This is a genomic window from Xanthomonas sp. XNM01 (assembly GCF_014851915.1).
GTDB lineage: Bacteria > Pseudomonadota > Gammaproteobacteria > Xanthomonadales > Xanthomonadaceae > Pseudoxanthomonas.
On the sequence record NZ_JACVAP010000001.1, the window covers coordinates 696356 to 717191 of the forward strand.

22 protein-coding genes and 2 tRNA genes are annotated in these 20836 nt (G+C 69.5%); 8 read left to right on the top strand and 16 right to left on the bottom strand.

The window, feature by feature from the left end:
- Positions 1–85: 85 nt before the first annotated feature.
- The 6 genes from lexA (at position 86) to IB242_RS03070 (ending at position 5868) form a co-directional block, all read left to right on the top strand.
- Entirely contained in the window at positions 86–733 is a 648-nt protein-coding gene (lexA, locus tag IB242_RS03045) for a transcriptional repressor LexA (protein WP_192275774.1), read from the top strand.
- A 179-nt stretch (positions 734–912) separates the two neighbouring features.
- Positions 913–1950 (top strand): recombinase RecA, encoded by a 1038-nt coding sequence (gene recA / locus IB242_RS03050; RefSeq protein WP_192275775.1) that lies wholly within the window; start codon positions 913–915, stop codon positions 1948–1950.
- 116 nt (positions 1951–2066) lie between these two features.
- Positions 2067–2561, top strand: a complete 495-nt coding sequence (recX, locus tag IB242_RS03055; RefSeq protein WP_192275776.1) for a recombination regulator RecX — start codon at positions 2067–2069, stop codon at positions 2559–2561.
- A gap of 108 nt (positions 2562–2669) precedes the next feature.
- Positions 2670–5321 (top strand): alanine--tRNA ligase, encoded by a 2652-nt coding sequence (gene alaS / locus IB242_RS03060; RefSeq protein WP_192275777.1) that lies wholly within the window; start codon positions 2670–2672, stop codon positions 5319–5321.
- Positions 5322–5491: 170 nt separating this feature from the next.
- Complete coding sequence (gene csrA, locus IB242_RS03065) at positions 5492–5695, top strand: carbon storage regulator CsrA (protein WP_192275779.1); 204 nt, start codon at positions 5492–5494, stop codon at positions 5693–5695.
- An 80-nt stretch (positions 5696–5775) separates the two neighbouring features.
- Positions 5776–5868: transfer RNA gene (locus tag IB242_RS03070), tRNA-Ser, on the top strand.
- Between the two features lie 435 nt (positions 5869–6303).
- Here IB242_RS03070 and IB242_RS03075 read toward each other — a convergent pair.
- The 10 genes from IB242_RS03075 to IB242_RS03120 form a co-directional block, all read right to left on the bottom strand.
- Positions 6304–6495, bottom strand: coding sequence for a hypothetical protein (locus IB242_RS03075; protein WP_192275781.1), 192 nt, complete (start codon positions 6493–6495; stop codon positions 6304–6306).
- Between the two features lie 214 nt (positions 6496–6709).
- Positions 6710–6786: transfer RNA gene (locus tag IB242_RS03080), tRNA-Arg, on the bottom strand.
- An 81-nt stretch (positions 6787–6867) separates the two neighbouring features.
- On the bottom strand, positions 6868–7719 hold the full coding sequence (locus IB242_RS03085; RefSeq protein WP_192275784.1) for an alpha/beta fold hydrolase: 852 nt from the start codon (positions 7717–7719) through the stop codon (positions 6868–6870).
- Positions 7716–8516: a bifunctional hydroxymethylpyrimidine kinase/phosphomethylpyrimidine kinase gene (thiD, locus tag IB242_RS03090; protein ID WP_192275786.1), complete on the bottom strand. Its 801-nt coding sequence runs from the start codon at positions 8514–8516 to the stop codon at positions 7716–7718. The genes IB242_RS03085 and thiD overlap by 4 nt, the downstream gene beginning before the upstream one ends.
- A gap of 439 nt (positions 8517–8955) precedes the next feature.
- A complete protein-coding gene (locus IB242_RS03095) occupies positions 8956–9663 on the bottom strand; it encodes a YoaK family protein (protein ID WP_192275788.1) in 708 nt (235 codons plus the stop codon).
- A gap of 43 nt (positions 9664–9706) precedes the next feature.
- Complete coding sequence (locus tag IB242_RS03100) at positions 9707–9958, bottom strand: helix-turn-helix transcriptional regulator (RefSeq protein WP_192275790.1); 252 nt, start codon at positions 9956–9958, stop codon at positions 9707–9709.
- 991 nt (positions 9959–10949) lie between these two features.
- Positions 10950–12347: a PhoH family protein gene (locus IB242_RS03105; protein WP_192275792.1), complete on the bottom strand. Its 1398-nt coding sequence runs from the start codon at positions 12345–12347 to the stop codon at positions 10950–10952.
- 169 nt (positions 12348–12516) lie between these two features.
- Positions 12517–12996: a peroxiredoxin gene (locus IB242_RS03110; RefSeq protein WP_192275795.1), complete on the bottom strand. Its 480-nt coding sequence runs from the start codon at positions 12994–12996 to the stop codon at positions 12517–12519.
- Positions 12989–13381, bottom strand: a complete 393-nt coding sequence (locus IB242_RS03115) for a ribonuclease E inhibitor RraB (RefSeq protein WP_192275797.1) — start codon at positions 13379–13381, stop codon at positions 12989–12991. Before IB242_RS03115 ends, IB242_RS03110 begins: the two co-directional genes overlap by 8 nt.
- A gap of 14 nt (positions 13382–13395) precedes the next feature.
- Positions 13396–13971, bottom strand: coding sequence for a glycine cleavage system protein R (locus tag IB242_RS03120; RefSeq protein ID WP_192275799.1), 576 nt, complete (start codon positions 13969–13971; stop codon positions 13396–13398).
- 144 nt (positions 13972–14115) lie between these two features.
- Between IB242_RS03120 and dapA the strand changes: the two genes are divergently transcribed.
- Together dapA and IB242_RS03130 are read left to right on the top strand one after the other, a co-directional pair.
- The gene (gene dapA / locus IB242_RS03125; RefSeq protein ID WP_192275800.1) at positions 14116–15024 is read left to right on the top strand and encodes a 4-hydroxy-tetrahydrodipicolinate synthase; all 909 of its coding nucleotides are present in this window, start codon (positions 14116–14118) and stop codon (positions 15022–15024) included.
- Between the two features lie 32 nt (positions 15025–15056).
- Entirely contained in the window at positions 15057–15572 is a 516-nt protein-coding gene (locus tag IB242_RS03130; RefSeq protein WP_192275801.1) for a hypothetical protein, read from the top strand.
- A gap of 217 nt (positions 15573–15789) precedes the next feature.
- Here the strand turns inward: IB242_RS03130 and fdxA are convergent, their stop codons facing one another.
- The 6 genes from fdxA to IB242_RS03160 all read right to left on the bottom strand — a co-directional run bounded on the left by fdxA (position 15790) and on the right by IB242_RS03160 (position 20680).
- Positions 15790–16113 (bottom strand): ferredoxin FdxA, encoded by a 324-nt coding sequence (gene fdxA / locus IB242_RS03135; protein WP_192275802.1) that lies wholly within the window; start codon positions 16111–16113, stop codon positions 15790–15792.
- Between the two features lie 234 nt (positions 16114–16347).
- Positions 16348–17244, bottom strand: a complete 897-nt coding sequence (locus tag IB242_RS03140) for a 2-dehydro-3-deoxygalactonokinase (protein WP_192275803.1) — start codon at positions 17242–17244, stop codon at positions 16348–16350.
- A complete protein-coding gene (locus IB242_RS03145) occupies positions 17241–18155 on the bottom strand; it encodes an SMP-30/gluconolactonase/LRE family protein (protein ID WP_192275804.1) in 915 nt (304 codons plus the stop codon). Before IB242_RS03145 ends, IB242_RS03140 begins: the two co-directional genes overlap by 4 nt.
- 11 nt (positions 18156–18166) lie before the next feature.
- The gene (gene dgoD, locus IB242_RS03150; protein ID WP_192275805.1) at positions 18167–19315 is read right to left on the bottom strand and encodes a galactonate dehydratase; all 1149 of its coding nucleotides are present in this window, start codon (positions 19313–19315) and stop codon (positions 18167–18169) included.
- Positions 19312–19941, bottom strand: coding sequence for a 2-dehydro-3-deoxy-6-phosphogalactonate aldolase (locus IB242_RS03155; protein ID WP_192275806.1), 630 nt, complete (start codon positions 19939–19941; stop codon positions 19312–19314). Before IB242_RS03155 ends, dgoD begins: the two co-directional genes overlap by 4 nt.
- Positions 19934–20680 carry an SDR family oxidoreductase gene (locus tag IB242_RS03160; RefSeq protein WP_192275808.1) on the bottom strand — a complete coding sequence of 249 codons (747 nt, stop codon included), beginning with the start codon at positions 20678–20680 and terminating at the stop codon, positions 19934–19936. The genes IB242_RS03155 and IB242_RS03160 overlap by 8 nt, the downstream gene beginning before the upstream one ends.
- Positions 20681–20836 lie beyond the last annotated feature (156 nt).

Genomic DNA, 20836 nt, shown 5'->3' on the forward strand with positions numbered 1-20836 from the left:
GATTGATCATCGTAAAACATAAATTAATTTCGAAAGCAGTCAAGCTGCTTGCCTTGGTTCATTGTTAGCGGTATTACTACTAACCATGGAGATCACCGACACCCAGCAGGCCATCCTGGCCCTGATCGCCGAGCGCATCGACGCCGAAGGCATGCCGCCGTCCCAGGCGGAGATCGCCCGTGCCTTCGGCTTCAAGGGCGTACGCGCCGCGCAGTACCACCTGGAGGCGCTGGAGGCCGCCGGGGCGATCGAGCGTGTGCCTGGTCGTGCCCGCGGCATCCGCGTGCTGGCGCCGCCGCCCGCGGCGCAGGTCGAACTGCCGCTGGCGGCCAATGACGACGCCCTGCGCCTGCCGGTACTGGGGCGCGTGGCCGCCGGCCTGCCGATCGGCGCCGATGCGCCGGCCGACCTGGCCGAACGCTTCCTGGTGCTGGATCGGGTGCTGTTCTCGCCGTCGCCCGATTACCTGCTGAAGGTCGAGGGCGACTCGATGCGCGACGAGGGCATCTTCGATGGCGACTTGATCGGCGTGCACCGCACGCGCGACGCGCGCTCCGGCCAGATCGTGGTCGCCCGCGTGGACGAGGAGATCACCGTCAAGCTGCTGAAGATCGGCAAGGACCGGATCCGGCTGCTGCCGCGCAATCCCGATTACGCACCGATCGAAGTGCTGCCCGACCAGGAGTTCGCGATCGAAGGCCTGTACTGCGGGCTGGTGCGGCCGAATCGCTGATGCCGTCGATGGCGATTCTCCCGTCCCGCGCACGGTGTTTTCCGACAGCCGCGTGCCACGCAGGGCGATGAAACCCGCTTCGCAGACGCACTAGTTTCGCTTCAAGGGTCGGCCGTCGCAGCCTGTGCGACGCGGCCTGCCCACAATCACCCTCACACACTGACACCGAGGATTTCCAGATGGACGAGAACAAGAAGCGCGCCCTCGCGGCGGCCCTGAGCCAGATCGACAAGCAGTTCGGCAAGGGTTCGGTCATGCGCATGGGCGACCGCGTCATCGAGGCCACCGAGGTCGTGCCGACCGGCTCGCTGATGCTGGACATCGCGCTGGGCATCGGCGGTCTGCCGAAGGGCCGCGTGGTCGAGATCTACGGGCCGGAATCCTCCGGCAAGACCACCCTGACCCTGCAGGCCATCGCACAGTGCCAGAAGCTGGGCGGCACCGCCGCCTTCATCGACGCCGAGCATGCGCTGGACCCGGTCTATGCGGCCAAGCTGGGCGTGAACGTCGACGACCTGCTGCTGTCGCAGCCGGATACCGGCGAGCAGGCGCTGGAAATCGCCGACATGCTGGTGCGCTCGGGCTCGGTCGACATCGTCGTCATCGACTCGGTCGCCGCACTGACTCCGAAGGCCGAAATCGAAGGCGAGATGGGCGACCAGCTGCCTGGCCTGCAGGCCCGCCTGATGAGCCAGGCGCTGCGCAAGCTGACCGGCAACATCAAGCGCTCCAATACCCTGGTGATCTTCATCAACCAGCTGCGCATGAAGATCGGCGTGATGATGCCGGGCCAGAGTCCGGAAACCACCACCGGTGGCAACGCACTGAAGTTCTATGCCTCGGTGCGCCTGGACATCCGCCGCATCGGCGCGATCAAGAAGGGCGACGAGATCATCGGCAACCAGACCAAGGTCAAGGTGGTCAAGAACAAGATGGCGCCGCCGTTCAAGCAGATCGTCACCGAGATCCTGTACGGCGAAGGCATCAGCCGCGAAGGCGAACTGATCGACATGGGCGTGGACGCCAAGCTGGTCGACAAGGCTGGTGCCTGGTACAGCTACGGCACCGAGCGGATCGGCCAGGGCAAGGACAACGCCCGTACCTACCTGCGCGAGAATCCGGCGGTGGCCGCCAAGCTCGAGGCGGAGCTGCGCGAGAAGTTCCAGCCGGCCGACGGCGGGCGCGAGGAAGGCGCCGACGAAGGCGACGACGAGTAATCAGGGCCGGCTCCGCCGGAGGTGCTGTCAGTGGCGCGGAAAGCGGGGACGGACCTTGTGCCAGGGAGGCATTGCGCCAGGGAAGGCGCACATCTTTTCGGTAACAGGGCAGGGCGATGAGCACTGACCAGCAGGATCCGCCGGCAGCGGGCCGGCGGCGCAAGCCCGAACAGACCCCGGTGCAGCGAGCCCTGGGGTTGCTGGTGCGGCGCGAGCATTCGCGTCGCGAACTGACCCGCAAACTGACCGCGCGCGGGGTCGAGGCCGAGGCCGCGACGGCCGCGGTCGAGCGACTGGCCGGGGAAGGCTGGCAGGACGACACCCGCTTCGCGGAATCGCTGCTGCGCAGCCGGGCCGGCAGTGGCTATGGTCCGCTGTACATCCGGGCCGAACTGGGCACCCATGGACTGGCCGGGGAACTGGTGGCGGCGACGCTTCAGGGCTACGACGGCGACTGGACCGAGAACGCCCGCGAGCTGCTGCGCCGCCGCTTCGGCGAGGACGGACCGGTCGATCTGGCGCAGCGGCGCAAGGCCGCCGACCTGCTGGCCCGGCGCGGTTTCGACGGCGACAGCATCCGACGGGCGAGCCGCTTCGATCCTGACGACTGAGCAGCGCCGGCCTGATACCCTTTAGCGGTTGCCTTCCCCGCCTCCGGGGCCGCAGCCGCGCCCGATTCCCGGCCGGCCCGCGGCACCCCTGCTGCCAGCCAGAGCCAGATGACCGCTTCCACGTCGACCTACACCACCGCCCGCATCCGCAGCGATTTCCTCGATTTCTTCCGCGACAAGGGCCACACCATCGTGCCGTCGGCGCCGCTGGTGCCGGGCAACGACCCGACCCTGCTGTTCACAAACTCGGGCATGGTCCAGTTCAAGGACGTATTCCTGGGTGCGGAGAAGCGCAGCTACGTGCGCGCGGCCGACGTCCAGCGCTGCCTGCGCGCAGGCGGCAAGCACAACGACCTCGATTCGGTCGGCTACACCGCGCGCCACCACACCTTCTTCGAGATGCTGGGCAACTGGTCGTTCGGCGACTACTTCAAGAAGGATGCCATCGCCTGGGCCTGGGAGCTGCTGACTCAAGTCTGGAAGCTGCCGGCCGAGCGCCTGCTGGTCACCGTCTACCACACCGACGACGAGGCCTACGCGCTGTGGCGCGACATGGTCGGCATTCCGGAAGAGCGCATCGTCCGCATCGGCGACAACAAGGGTGCGCCGTACGCCTCGGACAACTTCTGGCAGATGGCCGACACCGGCCCCTGCGGCCCGTGCACCGAGATCTTCTACGACCACGGCGACCACATCGCCGGCGGCCCCCCGGGTTCGCCGGACGAGGATGGCGACCGCTTCATCGAGATCTGGAATCTCGTGTTCATGCAGTTCGACAAGCAGCCCGACGGTACCCTGGTTCCGCTGCCGGCGCCCTGCGTCGATACCGGCATGGGCCTGGAGCGGCTGGCCGCGATCCTGCAGCACGTGCACACCAACTACGAGATCGACCTGTTCCAGGCCCTGATCCGCAAGGCCAGCGAGCTGACCGGCATGGCCGACCTGGAGAACAAGTCGCTGCGGGTGATCGCCGACCACATCCGTGCCTGCTCGTTCCTGATCGTCGACGGCGTGCTGCCGTCGAACGAGGGCCGTGGCTACGTGCTGCGGCGGATCATCCGCCGCGCGCTGCGCCATGGCTGGATGCTGGGCGTGCGCCAGCCGTTCTTCAGCGCGCTGGTGCCGACCCTGGTCGAACAGATGGGCGAGGCCTACCCGGAACTGCCGGCCGCACAGGACACGGTGACCCGCGCGCTGCGCGCCGAGGAAGAACGCTTCGCCGAGACGCTCGATGCCGGCATGAAGATCTTCGAGGACATCGCCGCCAGGGCCGCCGACAAGGTGATCCCGGGCGTTGACGCGTTCCGCCTGTACGACACCTACGGCTTCCCGCTGGACCTGACCGCCGACATCGCCCGCGAGCGCGGCTTCACCGTCGACAACGCCGGCTTCGATGCGGCGATGGAGCAGCAGCGCGAAACCGCGCGTGCCGCCGGCAAGTTCGGTGGCGGCGTGCAGCTGCCGGCCGATCTGGTCGCCACGCTGTCGCCGACCGCGTTTCTCGGTTACGACGCGCTGCAGGCCGATGGCCTGAAAGTCGTCGCCCTGCTGCGCGATGGCCGTCCGGTGCAGTCGGCCGAGGTTGGCGACGAGCTGATCGTGCTGACCGACCGTACCCCGTTCTACGCCGAGTCCGGCGGCCAGGTCGGCGATACCGGCCAGCTGACCGGCGCCGGCGCGCAGCTGGACGTACGCGACACGCAGAAGTTCGCCGGCCAGTTCCATGGTCACGTCGGCCGCCTCGTGCAGGGCGCGCTGAAGATCGGCGACACCCTGGCCGGCACGGTCGATGCGGCCCGCCGCGGCACCATCGTGCTGAACCACTCGGCCACCCACCTGCTTCACGGCGCGCTGCGTGGCCTGCTCGGCACTCATGTCGCGCAGAAGGGCTCGCTGGTCGCGCCGGAGCGTCTGCGCTTCGACTTCTCGCACTTCCAGCCGATCGCCGCGGGCGAACTGGCCGAGATCGAGCGTCTGGTCAACGACGAGGTGCGTGCCAACCATGCGGTCGTGATCCAGCAGATGGACATGCAGGCCGCGATCGATTCCGGCGCAATGGCGCTGTTCGGCGAGAAGTACGGCGAGCGCGTGCGCGTAGTCACGATGGGCGAGTCCGTCGAACTGTGCGGCGGCACCCATGTGGGCCGCACCGGCGACATTGGCCTGTTCAAGATCGTCTCCGAAGGTGGCGTGTCGGCCGGCGTGCGCCGGATCGAGGCGGTGACCGGGCAGGGGGCGCTGGACCATGTCGCAGCCGAAGGCCGCAGCCTGGACGAGGCGGCCTCCATCCTGGGTGGCAGCCGTGGCGACGTGGTCGACAAGGCGCGTTCGCTGGCCGAGCGGATCCGCCGGCTGGAGCGCGAGGTCGAGTCGTTCAAGGCCAAGGCCGCCAGCAGCGCGGCCTCGGATCTGGCCGCCTCGGCGGTCGAGGTCGGCGGGATCAAGGTGCTGGCCGCCCGCCTGGAAGGCATCGACGCCAAGGGCCTGCGCGAGGCGGTGGACCGGCTCAAGCAGCAGCTGGGCGACACGGTCGTGCTGCTGGCTGGCGCCCAGGACGGCAAGGCGGCCCTGGTCGCCGGGGTGAATGGTTCCGCAACAGGGCGGGTCAAGGCTGGCGAACTTCTGGCCCATGTCGCCGGTCAGATCGGTGGCAAGGGCGGCGGCCGCCCGGACCTCGCCCAGGGTGGTGGCGAGGACGGGCCCGCCCTTGCTCTGGCTCTGCAGCAGGTGCCGGCCTGGGTTGGACAGCGCCTGCACTGAGCTGAACTGTGCGGATGGCGGCCCGGGAGAAGCCCTTGCCGCTGTCCAGTAGGACAAGTAGGATCGCGTTTTTCCCGCGAATCGCCGAGTTGGATGCGCGTTCCCTGTCAACCTCCGGTTGGCGGAACGCAGCCGGCGCAGGTGTGCCGGCTTCATGGAGATTGACCCCAATGTTGATTCTGACCCGTCGCGTAGGTGAGACCCTGATGATCGGAGACTCGGTGACCGTCACCGTGCTCGGCGTCAAGGGCAACCAGGTACGCATCGGCATCACCGCGCCGAAGGATGTGGCGGTGCACCGTGAGGAAATCTATCAGCGCATCCAGCGCGGTGAATCCCCGGGAACGGGTGCCGAGCAGGAAAGCGGCAACTGAGCATCGAAAATGTTTGCCGTATGACGGCCCAGACGGTATCCTTTCACGGCTTCGTCGCCATGTAGGGACGGGTCGAAAACGGAGTGATGCCCGAGAGGCCGAAGGGGCTCCCCTGCTAAGGGAGTATAGGGTCAAAAGCTCTATCGAGGGTTCGAATCCCTCTCACTCCGCCAGTTACGCAAAAGCCCGGCAATGCCGGGCTTTTTCGTATCCGGCATATGGAATCTCACTCGAACGCCCAACTTGGGCTCATCTTCCCTTGGTGTCTTATGGACTTCGAGCAGCAGTCGGCATGCGCGGCGCCGACCGAGGCTGGTGTCGGGGATCTTCGTGAGTGCATGGATCCAAGCTCGACCTGGATTGGTCATCACGAAGCCGCGACACGCCACTGATCGGAAGCAGTTTTTCGCGCGACTCTTTCATCCGATATCCGCGTCGTCGCCTTGATGCCGTGACTTGCTCAAAGCAAGAATGCTTGCCATCCAGTTGGGGCAATGGGTGTGTTGCTCTTTGGTTGGTGCCTAGAAGTGAGGCAGGTAGCGATCGTGCCGGACTGGGTAGTGACTGCATGGTGGGGCCAGCCCCGCAAGCGGCCGGCCCCGGTTCGATCAGCGGATCGTGCAGGCTTCTGCGCGGCAGTTCTCGTAATTCAGGAGGCACCGCTCTTGAGGAATTACACCGTTGGTGAGGCAACGATGAAGTTGTGCGTCGCAGAAGGAGCACTGGCTCTGTTGAGCGGACGCCGCGCCGCAGAGCGCAGCACAGAGGAAGAGCGCGGACTTCAAGGTCTTCTTGAGCATCTCATCATTCCTTTGGTAGCCCGTAATCGGGCCAACTGAGCCTATCAGACGAGCCCGTCAGTTCTGGCGCACGATGCGCGGCCCTTGCGAGCTTGCCGACGGATGCAGCTCTCTGCTGCATTTCGTCGTGTGAGGGGTGTGCTGGCGCCGACCTGCCCGGAGAGCGCGGACAAGAAAAAAGGCCGGCAGTCTGTGACTGCCGGCCTCCGTAAAATGGCGCGCCCGGAGAGATTCGAACTCCCGACCGCCTGGTTCGTAGCCAGGTACTCTATCCAGCTGAGCTACGGGCGCGCTGAAGCAAGGAGCGAGATTATGGGGAGATGGGAAGGCTTCGTCAACAGGTTTGTGAAAAAAAAATTCTTCGACTGCATGTCAGGGCTGCCGCATGCCATCCAGCAATGCGTCGGCAACGGTGGCGGGTGCGCGCATCCACGCGAAATGATCGGCACGTGTGCCCAGTGCATGTGCGTCCAGTCGGAGGATGCCGGGTGTGCCGGTCCCCAGTCGCGCGACCAACCGCTGCAGCGACGATGCCGGTGCCATCCAGTCGTCGGCCAGCACGATGCCCTGCACCGGGACGTTGCAGTGGGCCATGTCCGCGTCCAGATCCTGCGCCATCCCGGATGCGACGTAGCGGTCGGTGAGGCCGACCCGGGCCCAGTCCGCGATCAGGTGCGGCGCCTCGTTGCCACCGAAGCCGAGCCTGCGGCCCGGCAGGACGCCCAGCCGTCGCGCGAGCCATGGCAGGAAGCGGTACACCAGCGGCAGCGCATGGCGCAGTGGGTGAGGGAAGCTGCGCCAGTAGGGCGTGCCGCTGGCGACCAGCCACAGCGCGGCGAAGCGCTGCGGATGCTGGCCGGCCAGGCAGCATGCAAGCTGGCCGCCCAGGCTGTGCCCGCCCAGCACGAGCGGGGCGGCGCCGCCCAGCGCGGCAATCGCGGCCAGGCTGGCGGGCAGGTCCTCGCTCAGCAGGGCGCGATAGCCCCAGTCGGCGCCGCGTCCGGCGCGCAGCGTGCTGCTGCCGCTTCCACGCCATTCGTGCAGGTGGACGTCGACGCCGCGCGCCGCCAGGGCCTCTGCGAACGGCAGGTAATGACGCGCGGCCACGCCCAGTGCGGGCAGCCACAGCAGGCGCAGCCGCGGCGATGTGGCACGCACATGAAGCAGGGTGAAGGCATGGCCGTCGCCGGCCTGCACGGGGTGTGCGGCCGGCGGGGGTGTCATCGCGTGGCGAAGTGGTCGAGCACGACGATGTCGCTGCGCCCGGGCCGATAGCCGCCGAGGAGTGCGGCATGCACGTAGTCGGCCGCCTCCGAGCAGGCCCGGGGCAGGGCGTTGCCGAGGCAGAGGTTGGCGGCGACGGCCGAGGCCAGGGTGCAGCCGGTGCCGTGGGCTTCCCCGCCCAGGCGCGGATGCGCGCTGCGGTGCTCGCCCTGGGCATCGACGAGGATGTCGACCACCTCGCCGGTGCCGGTCAGGTGCCCGCCCTTGAGCAGGACCGCGGGAGCGCCGAGTGCGCGCAGCGCCTGCGCCGCCTCGCGCATGGCATCCAGGCTGTCGATCTTCCGGCCGAGCAGCAGTTCGGCTTCGGGCAGGTTGGGCGTGATCACCGTGGCCAGCGGCAGCAGGCGCGTGCGAAGCGCGTCGAGCGCCTCCTCCTGCAGCAGGCGCGCGCCGCTGGTGGCGACCATCACCGGGTCGACCACCACGTGCACCGGCCGGTGCCGTTGCAGCGCCCGCACCACGGTGTCGATGACCTCGGCGCTGGCGAGCATGCCGAGTTTGACCGCGCCGATCCGGAAATCGTCGAAGCAGGTGTCGATCTGCGCTTCGAGAAACGCGGTGTCGGGCACATGGACGGCGGTGACGCCGCGGGTGTGCTGGGCGGTCAGCGCGGCGAACGCGGACAGGCCGTGCACGCGGTGGGCCGCGAAGGTCTTGAGGTCGGCCTGGATGCCGGCGCCGCCGCCGGAGTCGGAGCCGGCGATGGTCAGGGCGCAGAGAGGGCGTTGATCGGACATGCGGCTATTCTGCCGCAAGCCTCGGTGCGGTGCGCCTGGCCACGCCGGGGTGACGCGGGTGGAAGGATGCCCGGGCCGGTCGCGCCAGCGTGCGGCATTCGGAGGGGGCGCATGCCGGATGTGCCTGGTGCGGACGATGGGTGGCTGTCGCGAGTGGACTGTCTGGTCGGGACTGCAGCGTGACTGCCTGCCATGGACGCGTTGTCTCCTTGCGTGGAAGGAGATTCCGGGTGGCGACGTCGTCCAGTCAGGTGAGACGTGCGGTGACGCAACCGGCATGCCGGGCACGATGCTGCCCTTGATCGGAGGGCGCTGAATCGCCCCGCGAAAGGGCGATCGATGATGAGCGGCCTGGACGCCGCGGTCGCTCCCGGATCGCGATTGCCAGCCGTTTCGGTGCCTCGGTGGATGCACCCGAGACCGCCGCGACAGGCACGTCTCAGGGCGGCGGATCGGAGGGCGGAACAGCGCCTGGTGGCCGCATGCGATGCAGCACGTACTGGCGGTAGGTCACGTATCCGAGGCCGGTGGTGCCGGTCAGCACGGCCGGCACCAGCAGTGCGTGATAGCCGATCGCCCGGAACAGCCACGCGCCTGCCACGCCGCCGGCGAGGAAGCCGCTGATGATCAATCCACTGAGGGTCAGTCGCCGCATCGGCAGCGGCAGGCCGCGCAGCAGGTGGCCCAGGCCGATGCCGAGGTCGGTGAACATGCCGCTCAGGTGCGTGGTGCGCACGATCGCGCCGCTGTAGGTGGTCACCATCGCGTTCTGCAGGCCGCAGGCCATCGCCGCCAGCAGTGCGCCATTGAGCTGCTGGCGCAGGAACAGCGGCACCGAGATCGCCAGCAGCAGCGCCTCCAGCGCCAGCACCACGCCGTAGCGGCGGCCGAGCCGCAGCGCGCCATCCTGGATGATGAAGCCGCTGAGCGTGGCGCCCGCGCAGAATGCGAGAAGAATCGCCCACAGATGGCGCACCGCGCGCCAGTCGCCATCCGCCAGGGCCGCGCCGAGCAGGCTGGTGGTACCGGTGAGGTGGCTGACCGCCAGGTGCTCGAAGCCGAGATAGCCGATCACGTTGACCATGCCCGCGATGCAGGCCAGCGTCACCGCGCCGATCCAGACCCAGCGTGGCAGCTGCATGCCCATGCTCAGTGGGGGAGGGCGTCCGCGAAGCGAGGCCGCAGACGCATCACGACGACGCCTTCAGGCGTACGCCTCGGCCATCGCCGTGGCTTGGGCGGCCCGGCCCGATCAGCTCGACGCCAGCGTGTTCCAGTGCATCGACCACCTTGACCAGCGTGCCGACGACCCCGCGCACGGTGCCATCGCTGGCCTCCATGCGCTGGATGGTCGGCAGCGAAACCCCGGCCATCGCCGCCAGCTGGCGCTGGTCGATGCCGAGCAGGGCGCGCGCGGCGCGGAGTTGGGCGGCCGACAGCATGGGAGTGATCGGAAATCGGAGAGCGCGATTGTCGGCCTGCAGGCGGCAATAGACAAGGTGAATGCGTTGATGGTGATGTCCAGGACATCAATTCAGGGATTGGCAGGCGCCATGCGGCAGTCGACGTGACAGGCGGCACTGCATGGGGCGCGTCCATGCCGATGCAGCGTTCGCGCGACCCGCTCTGCCGCTGGCAGGCGATGTGGCCAGCGCGCGACGAAGGCGCGATGGAGCGCCGGGCACGGATGCGACGCGCATCGGTGATCGACCAGCCAGGCTCGCCTGCAGGTGCGGGGTGTCTGGGCCGGCGTGCCTCGGCGTCCTGCCCTGTCGTCATGCCCGAGGATTGTGGACCTCATGGAGGCGGCCGCGACGCCTGGGAGCGGCGGCATGCGACCGCGACTTCGTTACGTGGCGGCAGATGGCACGACGCGCATGTGGCGGGTCGACGGCGCTCCACGCCGCTGATGTCGACGCCGGTCGCCGTCCAGGGCGTATCGCCCCCTTTGCCCATGCCGGCAATCCGCGCCTGATCGTCCCGACTGCCAGCAGCGCAACGTCGTGCGTGGTGCGTCCCGGCAGCTCGCGTCATTACATGACCGGAGGAGGCGCGCGGCGTTGCCGGCATCTCTGGCACCCCAGCGCGGCGATCGCGTCGCGCCCCCTGACCTGCTGCTGCCAGACACGGACCGCCGCCGCTGGATTGCAACCGCAGCTGCGTCCAGCGGGCGCGGTGCTGCGACGCGTGCGGCCACCGTCACCACGCCCATCTGAAGGCGCATCGGACTGGCGGTTTGAAGACGGAGGCGGAGAGCGTGTGCTCCATCGTGGAGCAGCCCGCCATCGTGCAGCGACCTGTCCGGTCGCTGCGAGGGGAACGGATCGCAGGGGCGCGACCACGCTGCCGAAGAGGCCGAAGCGTGGCCGGTGCACCGGCGCTTCCGGTCGACGGCACGGCGCCCTGGCTGGACGCTGTGCCGCCCACCGCGCGTCAGAGCACTTCGGACGCGAAATCGGCCAGGCGCGAGCGCTCGCCGCGACGCAGGGTGATGTGCGCGCTGTGCGGCCAGTTCTTGAACCGGTCGACCGCGTAGGTCAGGCCCGAGGTCGTTTCGGTCAGGTACGGGGTGTCGATCTGTTCGACGTTGCCCAGGCAGACGATCTTGGTGCCGGGGCCGGCACGGGTGATCAGGGTCTTCATCTGCTTGGGCGTCAGGTTCTGCGCCTCGTCCAGGATCAGGTAGCGGCTGAGGAAGGTGCGGCCGCGCATGAAGTTCATCGAGCGGATCTTGATCCGCGAGGCGAGCAGGTCGTTGGTCGCCTGGCGACCCCAGGCGCCGCCTTCCTGGGTGTGGGTCAGCACTTCCAGGTTGTCGGTCAGCGCGCCCATCCATGGCGTCATCTTTTCCTCCTCGGTGCCGGGCAGGAAGCCGATGTCCTCGCCGACGCTGACCGTGGCGCGGGTCATGATGATCTCGCGGTAGCGCTGCTGGTCCATCGTCTGCGCCAGGCCGGCGGCCAGCGCCAGCAGGGTCTTGCCGGTGCCGGCCGTGCCGAGCAGGGTGACGAAGTCGATGTCCGGGTCCATCAGCGCGTTGAGCGCGAAGTTCTGCTCGCGGTTGCGCGCGCTGATGCCCCAGACCGCGTGCTGGCCGCTGCGGAAGTCGTCGACCAGGGTCAGGGTGGCGCGGCCGTCCTCGACCTTGACCACGCGCAGCTCGACCTCGTCCTCGCCCGGCAGGTACAGGTACTGGTTCGGGTGCCAGTCCTCGTCGTCGCGCAGCTGCACCTCGTAGCTGGTGCGGCCCCGGTCGCTCCAGCTGCGCAGGTCGGCGCCATGCCGCTTCCAGAAGTCCTCGGGCAGCTCGGTCGCGCCGGTGTAGAGCAGGCTGAAATCGTCGAGCGCGCGATCGTTCTCGTAGTCCTCGGACACGATGCCGGCGATCGCCGCCTTGATCCGCAGGTTGATGTCCTTGGAGACGAACACCACCGGCACGTCCGGGGTCTGCTCCTTCAGCGCCAGGATCGCGCCGAGGATCGCGTTGTCCGGGATCACCGCGCCGAAGCTCTTGCCGGCGTCGAAATGGCTGGTCTGGAAGCGCAGCTTGCCGGCGCTGTGCTTTCCGCGCAGCTGCAGGCCCTGCGGGCGCAGCAGCGGGATGCCGTCGGCCATGTTGTCCAGGCCGGAGGCCTGCACCAGCTCGTTGAGGAAGCGGCTGACCTGGCGCGCGTTGCGGCTCGCCTCGGAGGTGCCCTTCTTGCCGTTGTCCAGCTCCTCGATCACCTGCATCGGCAGGTAGACGTCGTGTTCCTCGAACTTGAACAGCGCGGTGGGATCGTGCATCAGCACGTTGGTGTCCAGCACGTAGATGCGCTTGCCTCGGGTCATCGTGGCTTCCTGATGGGGGTGAGACGGACAGAGGGGGTGCAGGGTGCGGCGGAGCGGGCCGCGATCGGGCGGCCTGTGGCGGGGAGGAGCGAAGTGGCCGGCATCCGCGCACGGACGAACCGCCGCGGCCTGCGGGGCAGGGCGGCGGTCGGCGTGGTGGAGGCGGTCGTCACTGGGTGCGGGCGGCGTTCAATGCGTCGAGCACGGCCTGCGCGTGGCCGGGGACCTTCACCTTGCGCCAGCTCTGCGCGACGCGGCCGTGAGGATCGATCAGGAAGGTGCTGCGCTCGATGCCGAGCACCGTGCGCCCGTACATGTTCTTCTCGCGGATCACGTCGAAGGCGCGGCACAGGGCCTCGTCGCCATCGCTGACCAGCGCGAACGCGAACCCCTGCTTGGCGCAGAAGTTGTCGTGCGACTTCACCGAGTCGCGCGACACGCCGAAGACCTCGGCGCCGGCGGCTTGGAACTGCGGCAGCAGCGCGTTGAATTCCAGGCCCTCGGTGGTGCAGCCGGGCGTGGAATCCTTCGGGTAGAAGTACAGCACCAGCCAGTGGCCGGCATGGGCGCGCAGCGTGGTGGTCCGGCCGCCGGACAGCGCCAGCGGCAGGTCGAGCGGGGCAGCGGGCAGGGGAGCGGTCTCAGTCATCGGTCTCGTCGGTCTCGGGATCGGTCGCCGGGCCGACATCCATGCCGTCGTAGGCGGCGACCTCGAAGGTCCTGGCCAGCGCCTCGAAGCTGCGGTTGCGCAGCTCCAGCGACCAGGTGGTGTGGGCCTCGATCCGCTCCACGTGCAGGAAGTACATCGCCTCGTCGCCGGCGTCCAGGGTCACCGCGCTGCCGTCGGACTCGATGGTGAAGATGTCGACCTGGCGGTAGCCGTCCTGCACCAGATGGTCGCCCAGGCGCTTGAGCCTGTGCGGGTCGGGGTCGGCGAAGAAGTAGCCCCAGCGCATGGGGCCGTCGATGTTCCAGTCGGTCTGGTCGCGGATGTCGGCGAACATCTGGTCCACGGAGGACATGTCGATGGCCATCGGTACCTCCGTCTTCAGAACTTCATCGGATCCATGATCGCGTCGAGGTTCAGGTGGTCGCAGAACTCGAGGAAGTCGTCGCGCAGTGCGGCGATGTGCATGTTGGCCGGCACGCCGATGGTGACCTGGGCCGAGAACATCTCCGCACCGGTCTGCATCGCGCGGTAGCGCGTGCTCTGCAGGTTCTCGATGGTGATGCCCTGGCGGTCGAAGAAGTCGGCCAGCTGGAACAGGATGCCCGGCTTGTCGGCGGCGATGACCTCGACGATGTAGGGCAGCAGGTTGGACTGGCTCTGCTTGGCGCCGGTGCGGTACCAGTTCAGCTTCAGGCCGTCCTCGCGCTCAAGCCGGCCCAGCATCGCTTCCAGCTTGGCCACCGCGTCCCAGGACCCCATCGCCAGCGCCGTCATCGACACGTCGCGGCCGACCGTGGCCAGCCGCGAGTCGACCAGATTGCAGCCGCTGTCTGCGATGCGCCGCGTCACCGCCAGCAGCGGCGACTCCGGATGCGTCGTATAGGCGTTGATCAGGAGGTGGTTTTCGTTCGGCGAAGGCCGGGACTGGGCGTCGGTCAAGGGAGCTTCCGGCATTGCGAGAGACTGAATGGCAGGCGGGCAAAGCCCACCGCTGCCGCGCAGCATACTTGCCCGTGCTTTCGGGCCGCAAGTATGATCGGGCGTCCCAGAAACCGGTCCGCGCCAGCCGCGGAGACCGCATAACCAGAGCGATCCGCTTTGCATCCGTCCGGCCTGATCACCGCACTCGCCACGCCGTTCGACGAGGCCGGCGACATCGACCTGAGCGCCTGGCGCCAGCTGCTGGAACGGCAGCTGGCCGCGGGCGTGCAGGGCGTGGTGGTGGCCGGCTCGACCGGCGAGGCGGCGATGCTGGACGACGCCGAGTACGAGCGTCTGCTGCGTGCCGCGGTGGATCTGGTCGCCGGACGCATCCCGGTCTGGGCCGGTACCGGCCTGTCCGGGACCGCACGCACCATCGCCCAGACCCGGCGGGCGGCCGAGGCCGGCGCCGATGCGGCGCTGGTGGTCACCCCGCCTTATGTCCGTCCCACCCAGGACGGCCTGCTGGCCCATTACCGGGCCGTGGCCGACCAGGGCGGGCTGCCGGTCGTGCTGTACAACGTGACCGGCCGGACCAGCTGCGACCTGCTGCCTGCGACCGTGGCGTCCCTGGCCGCGCATCCGCGGATCGTCGGCATCAAGGAGGCCAGCACCGCGCCCGAGCGGATGGCCGCGCTGCTGGCCCTGCGTGGCGAAGGCTTCGCGGTGCTCGGCGGCGATGACGCGACCGCGGCCCGGGCGATGCTGGCCGGCGCCGACGGCCTGGTCTCGGTCGGTGCCAACGCCGCCCCGGCCGCCTATCGCCGCCTCTGCGACCTGGCCCGCGGCGGACAGGCCGAGGCGGTCGCGCACTGGGATGCCGCGCTGGCGCCGTTGCATGCATTCTGCGGCGTCGAGCCCAACCCGATCCCGGTCAAGGCGCTGCTGCAGCAGCAGGGCATCGGCCAGGGGCTGCGCCTGCCGCTGCTGCCGCTGTCGGCCCATCATCATGGCGAGAGCGTGCGCATGTGCGCGCTGGCCGTCGAACTCGAAGCACTCTGCGGCCACGAACGGCTCGCGGCCTGATCCACACACCTACCGAATCCGGAGATTTGCCGATGTCCCTGTCCTCCCGCGCACCCCGCGCCATCGCGACCCTCGTGCTCGCCACCACCGTGGTCGCCGCGCTCGGTGGCTGTTCGTGGTTCCGCAAGGGCCCGAAGGGCGATTACGCGCTCGAGCAGCAGGCGCGCCCGCTGGAAGTGCCGCCGGATCTGAACCTGCCCGACACCACCGGCGCGATGCCGCTGCCGCAGGCCGGCGCCCAGGCGCCGCAGGTCGGCGCGGCGCCGGCTGCATCGCCGAGCGGATTCACCGTGGCCGGCACCCGCGACGCGGTGTTCGCCCAGGTCGGCGAGGCGCTGGAAGCGGTCGACGGCGTGGAGATCGCCAGCCGCGCCCAGCTGCTGGGCAGCTACGACGTGGCCTACGAAGGCAGCAACTTCCTGGTCCGCGTGACCGCCGTCGAGAGTGGCGTCTATGTGGCCGCGGTCGACCCGCGCGGCCTGCCGGCCACCGGCGCCGCACCGGTCAAGCTGATCGCCGCGTTGCAGGCCGCGCTGGCCAGCCGCTGAGGTCGATCCATCGCATGTGTGCTTGAAGAAGGCGCCCGCAGGGGCGCCTTCTTCGTTCGTCCCGACGGACCAGGCGGTTCCGGCAACGCGGCGACACGGGCGGGGCTGGCGGCTGCCGTGCGGCTGGGGCCCCGGCTCCAGCCAGCCTGGACGACCTTCCGGACACGAAAAAGGCGCCGATCGGCGCCTTTCGTTCGTCGGTCGACGCGGGCCCGCGTCAGCGCTGCAGGAAGGGCAGCTTGTCCGGCTTGCCGTCCCACTCGGCGGCGTCCGGCAGCGGCTCCTGGCGCACGGTGATCACCGGCCAGTCCCGCGACAGCTCGGCATTCAACGCGACGAACTGTTCCTGTCCGGCCGGCACGTCGTCCTCGGGGAAGATCGCGTTGGCGGGGCACTCGGGTTCGCACAGGGTGCAGTCGATGCACTCGTCCGGGTCGATCACCAGGAAGTTCGGCCCTTCGTGGAAACAGTCGACCGGGCACACCTCGACACAGTCGGTGTACTTGCACTTGATGCAGTTCTCGGTGACGACGAAGGGCATGGATGGTTCCGTGGGACCGCGACAACAGGGCCGGTATTCTAATCCCTGCGACCGGCGCGCGTCGCTGTTGCGACGCATGCGCAGATTGTCCCAGGGCGACGACGCCGGCCGATGGGACGGCTCCGGTGGTGATGCGGCAAGGCGGCGCGCGGTATCGCCGACGCCATGCGCGTGCGGGCCGCCCGCGCCCGGTGATCGTTGGCATGCGCGGGTACCAGCCGCGGACCGCCGGGCTCAGCCCAGGCCGCGGGCCCGCGCGAGCGCCTGCAGGCCATGGGCGGCCAGGTCCTCGTGGTGCCGCCGGGTCTGGACCTGGCGCCAGGCCAGCGCGTGCGCGTAGCGCCCGAGCAGGGCGTCGCCGCCGAGCAGGTGGACCGTCCCGCGCGCGTCGGACAGCGCATGCGCCAGCTCATGGCCGATCAGCAGCCCGGACAGGTAGGACGGGAGTGCGTCGGCGGCGAAACGGTCGAACAGCGCTGCGGTGCGCACCCCGAACAGCTGATGCGCCAGCCCGTCCTGCGCGTGGCCGCGTTCCAGCCCCGCCTCGAACGCGCCGGCATCGACGCGGCCGTCGTGCGCGGGCATCGTGCGGCCCAGGATGCTGTGGCCGCGCAGCAGCGCATACAGTTCGCCGGTCATCGCGGTGGCGACCTCGACGATGCGGCCATCGCGGACCCGCACCCATTTGCTGTGCGTGCCGGGCAGACAGACCTGGTGTTCGCCACCGTCCAGGTGGGCGAGCAGGCCGGCGATCTGGGTTTCCTCGCCGCGCATGACGTCGCTGGCGGCGCGGCCATGGTCGGCCACGCCCGGTGCGCACCACAGACGGCGTCCGCCGAGCGCGGCATCGGCGGTGTCCACGTCCAGCGGCACCAGCGCGGCGGCCAGTGCGTCCAGGCCGGCCGGGCAGTCCGCGTAGGGAACTTCCTGCCAGCCACCGCGGGCGCCGACCATGCCGCACATCAGCACCAGCGGGTCGTCCCAGTCGTGCAGGTGCGCGGCCAGCACCGCGCCGAAGCGGCCGGCGCAGGCCAGTGCGCCCTCTGCACTGCGGCGCTGGTCGACGATGGTGCCGGCGGCGTCGAGCCGGTACAGGCGCAGGCTGCTGCCGCCCCAGTCGACCGCGATCACGTGAGCTGGACCCGGCTTTCCGGCAGCCCGGCCGGCCCGTCCAGCGGCGCGGCGAACAGGCTGCCGGACTCCGGCGCACGTTCCAGCGCGTCCTGGTCCAGGCCCAGACGCGAGCTGATCACGTACAGCGTGTCCAGCGCCGCTCCGCCGATCGCGCAGCACGACGGCTGCGGCACCGGCACCGGCACGATCCGGTCCACCTGGCCCTGGGGCGTGTAGCGGACCACGCGCGCCGCGCCCCATTGCGCGTTCCACAGGTTGCCGTGCGCATCGATGATCGAGCCGTCCGGTTCGGCGCCTGCAACCTCGGCGAACGGCCGCGGTGCGGACACGGCCGCGCTGCCGGCGTCGTAGTCGCAGCACTGGATCGTCGCCTGCAGCGAATCGCAGAAGTACAGCGTACCTCCATCGGGCGAGAAGCAGATCGAGTTGGGGATGGTCGCGCCCGGCAGCGCCAGCGCGCGCAGTCCATGCCGGGCCGAGTACTGGTAGAAGCGGCCATCCGGCGCCCGCGACGGATGCTCGTTCATGGTCCCGAACACGAAGTTGCCGCCGCGGTCGGCGCGGCCGTCGTTGCTGCGCGTATGCGGGTTTTCCGGTTCGATCCGGGCCAGGTGGCGCAAGGGCAGCGGGACCAGCGGGTCGGCCAGCGCCGCGTCCAGGTCGGCCAGGTGGATGTCCTTGGCCAGTACCACCAGCAGCGCGCCGGTGTCGGTCAGGCCGATGCAGCCGGGGCGGTCCGGCAGCGCCCAGTTGCGGGTGGTGCCGTTGGCCGGGACATGCATCCACAGGCGCAGGCCGGCGATGTCGATCCACAGCAGGGCGGCGCGGCGGTCGCACCAGAGCACGCCCTCGCCATGCGCGCAGCGCGAGGGAACGGAGAGGGCGGCGGTGGGCAGCAGCACGGGCATCGCCTGCGTTTCTACCATTCGGCGACGCTGCCGTCCGCATGCCGCCAGACCGGGTTGCGCCAGTCCGGCGGATTCTCGTTGGCCGCGCGCAGGCGTTCCTCGTCGATCTCCACGCCCAGGCCGGGGCCGGGCAGGGCCGCGATGTCGCCATCGACGCAGGTGAAATCGTCCTTGTTGAGCACGTAGTCGAGCAGGTCGGCGCCCTGGTTGTAGTGGATGCCGATGCTCTGCTCCTGCAACACCGCGTTGTGCGACACGAAGTCCACCTGCAGGCAGGCGGCCAGCGCCACCGGGCCCAGCGGGCAGTGCGGCGCCAGCGCCACGTCGTAGGCTTCGGCCATCGATGCGATCTTCAGGCACTCGGTGATGCCGCCGGCATGCGACAGGTCGGGCTGCAGCATCGACAGGCCGCCGGCGGCCAGCACGTGCTTGAACTCGAAGCGCGAATACATGCGTTCGCCGGCCGCCAGCGGGATCGGGCTGGCCGCGGCCAGGCGCGGGTAGTACTCGGCCTGTTCGGGCAGCACCGGTTCCTCGACGAACAGCGGTTTGAACGGCTCCAGCTCGCGCAGCAGCACCCGCGCCATCGGCGCGCCGACCCGGCCGTGGAAGTCGATGCCGAAGTCCACGCTGTCGCCCAGCGCTTCGCGGATCGCGGCGACCTTGGCCACCGCGGCGTCGACCGCGCGCGGGCTGTCGACCAGGCGCATCTCTTCGGTGCCGTTGAACTTGAAGGTATCGAAGCCCAGCGCCTGGTAGCCGCGGATCTGGGCGACGATCTCGGCCGGCCGGTCGCCGCCGACCCAGCGGTAGGTCTTCATCCGGTCGCGGACCAGGCCGCCGAGCAGCTGGTAGACCGGCACGCCCAGGTCCTTGCCCTTGATGTCCCACAGCGCCTGGTCGATGCCGGCGATGGCGCTCATCAGGATCGCGCCGCCGCGGTAGAAACCGGCGCGGTACAGGGTCTGCCACAGGTCGTTGATCCGGCGCGGATCGCGGCCGACCAGGTAGTCGGCCAGTTCGTGCACGGCCGCTTCGACCGAACGCGCGCGGCCTTCGATCACCGGCTCGCCCCAGCCGGCGATGCCGGCGTCGGTCTCGACCTTGAGGAAGAGCCAGCGCGGCGCGGCGTGGAAGGTGGTCAGGCGGGTGATCTTCATGCGGCGTGGTCCATGAGGGCCTGCCGGAACGCCAGCGCGGCTTCGCGCGTGCGTTCGACCGGCTGGCCGGGTCTGTAGAGTTCGCCGCCGATGCCGGCGCCTGCGGCGCCGCTGGAGAGGTAGTCGGCGAGCGTGACCGGAGTGATGCCACCGACGACGAACACGGGCACCTCCGCCGGCAGGACCGCGCGCAGCGCGCGCAGGTGTCCCGGGCCGTAGCTGGAGGCGGGGAAGAGCTTGAGCATCTGCGCACCGGCATCGAGCGCGTCGAAGGCCTCGCTGGCGGTGGCGAAGCCGGCCACCACCTGCAGGCCGGCCGCGACCGCATGCCGGATCAGCGCCGGGCGTGTGTTCGGGGTGACGATGAAGCGCGCGCCCAGGCCGTGCAGTGCATCGACGTCCTGTTCGCGCAGCACGGTGCCGCCGCCGATCCAGGCGCTGGCGCCGTGGTCGCGGGTGAGCGCGCCGATGCTGGCCTGCCAGTCGGGCGAGTTCAGCGGCACCTCGACCGCGTCGTAACCGGTCTCCAGCAGCGCACGCACGTGGGCGTCGGCATCCGCCGGACCGATGCCGCGCAGGATCGCGATCAGGGGCAGGCGGAAGGGAGGGTGCGGGGCGTCAGTCATGGTAGACCTGCGAGCGGCCGCCATCGATCAGGATGTCGGTCGCGTTGATGAAGCGCGCTTCGTCGCTGGCGAGGAACAGCGCGGTGTGGGCGACCTCGTCGGGCTCGCCGAGGCGGCGGCAGGGCAGCAGCTGCTCCTGCGTGCGGCGGGTGGCGGCCGGGTCGGGCGTGGCATCGAACCAGGCCTGGATCCGCGGCACCATGATCAGCCCCGGCGAAATCGAGTTCACCCGGATGCCCTGCGCCGCGTACTGGATGCCCAGCGAGCGGGTCATGCCGATCAGCGCGTGCTTGGCGACCGGGTAAGGAAAGCTGTCGCGGATGATGCGATGCCCGTGCACCGACGCGATGTTGACGATCGACCCGGCCTGGCGTTCCAGCATCGACGGCAGCACCGCGCGGATCAGGTGCCACGCGCCCTTGAGGTTCAGCGACAGGCAGCGCTCCCAGTCGGCGTCCGACAGCTGCAGCGGGTCGGAGAACACATCGGCACCGGCGTTGTTGACCAGCACGTCGATGCGGCCGTGGCGGTCCAGCACCGCGGCGATCGCATCGGCCACGGCATCGGCGTCGGTGATGTCGACCTGGCGATGGGCGACCCCGTCGGCATCCGTGGCTGCGGCGCGATCCAGACCCACGACCTGCGCACCGTGGGTGGCGAACAGCCGCGCGGTCGCCGCGCCGATGCCGGATGCGGCGCCGGTGACGACGGCGGTCTTGCCTGCCAGCCGCCCGCTCATGGGCGCGCCTGCCTGCCGGTTGCTGTCATGAACTCCTCCCGGAACGCGAAACCATCCGCAGCGCCCCTTCCGGCGGCGCTGCGATGGCGTTGTCGTGGTCCGTCCCCGTCGGAACCGGTGCCGTGCGACAGGGCCAAGCGTGGCCGCTGGAGATAT